The organism is Psychroflexus gondwanensis ACAM 44, from assembly GCF_000355905.1.
GTDB classification, from domain to species: Bacteria; Bacteroidota; Bacteroidia; order Flavobacteriales; family Flavobacteriaceae; genus Psychroflexus; species Psychroflexus gondwanensis.
The window spans coordinates 1-1,087 of the sequence record NZ_APLF01000049.1 but is presented as its reverse complement, the minus strand read 5'-3'; the positions used below and the strand labels follow the sequence as shown (position 1 = coordinate 1,087).

At 31.6% G+C, this 1,087-nt stretch carries 2 protein-coding genes; both read right to left on the bottom strand.

The genetic code is table 11. The features are described from left to right. Positions 1–133: 133 nt before the first annotated feature. A complete protein-coding gene (locus tag PGOND44_RS14855) occupies positions 134–556 on the bottom strand; it encodes a hypothetical protein (protein WP_003447009.1) in 423 nt (140 codons plus the stop codon). Between the two features lie 8 nt (positions 557–564). After that, on the bottom strand, positions 565–945 hold the full coding sequence (locus tag PGOND44_RS14850; protein ID WP_003447007.1) for a hypothetical protein: 381 nt from the start codon (positions 943–945) through the stop codon (positions 565–567). Between the last annotated feature and the right edge of the window lie 142 nt (positions 946–1,087).

Below are 1,087 nucleotides of genomic sequence, written 5' to 3'. Positions count from 1 at the left end.
GATGTGTATGGTTAGTTGCGTGGTTAAGCAACTAAATTAATAAACAAATACGGACTAGAGAATATTCCGAAGGAATATTCCAGATAAGCACTTACCCAAGCAATTAATTATACACCGTGTTGTGGGTAGTTTTTTACATTCCAACTGTTTCATAAATGTAACAAGTTCCAGTTTTAGGATTTCTTAAATATCTAGAACGTTCAAATTCGTCCGTTTGATTTTTTGCATAAATCAGATAGTTATGGTCAGGGTTAAACCACTCTGGTAATTTAGTCCAACCTTTCCATTCGTTTCTAACTGTGTCAATTTTAAGTCCGTTATATTCAACAAATTCGTTAAACCATTTTTTGTCAGATTTGAATTTAAGGAACAATTCATATTCGAGTGTAAAATGTGGTGATTGATAGTATTCTCCTTTTATTAATTTAATTTCTTTCGGTGGTTTGCTTCCAGCCCAATATTTATATGCCTTTTCAGGATTTTTTGTTTCAGTTGAGAAACAGCCTAGCAAGAGGAAAACAATTCCAATTAATGATACTTTCTTAATTAAATTCATTTTTTTGATTAGTAATGCACAAAATAAGAATCCGTTTCTTCTCCGTTATCAACCATTTTTATATTAATTTCAAACAGTTCAAATTCCATTCTGTTTTTCGTTTCGTTGTCAAATTCTACAAATTCTATTTCGGTAATATCTTTTGTTATTTTATCTCCGTTATGCCATTTTTTCTGAACAATTTTTTCAATCAGAGTATTCAGTTCAAGAGAAGGAACCTCATTTTCGGTTTTATGCCAAATAAAGTCTTGTCTTTCCTCTGGGTCCGTTTCATCATAGATTGCAATTCCGCTAATTGATTCAGACTTTACGTTGGTCAATTCAATTTTCTCAACTCCATATAATTTTAGAAAAGATTTTAAGAAATTCAGTCTTTTTGATTCTTGCATTACAGTTTGTTCAAATTACCCACAACGGTTAGTATATGAAAAGTAGGCGATTTCGAAGCACTGAACTTTCGGTTAAGCACAAAGTTCGACACGAGCCAAAAGCCTTGATTTTACTACTGTTTCGCCTATTTTTTATATACAT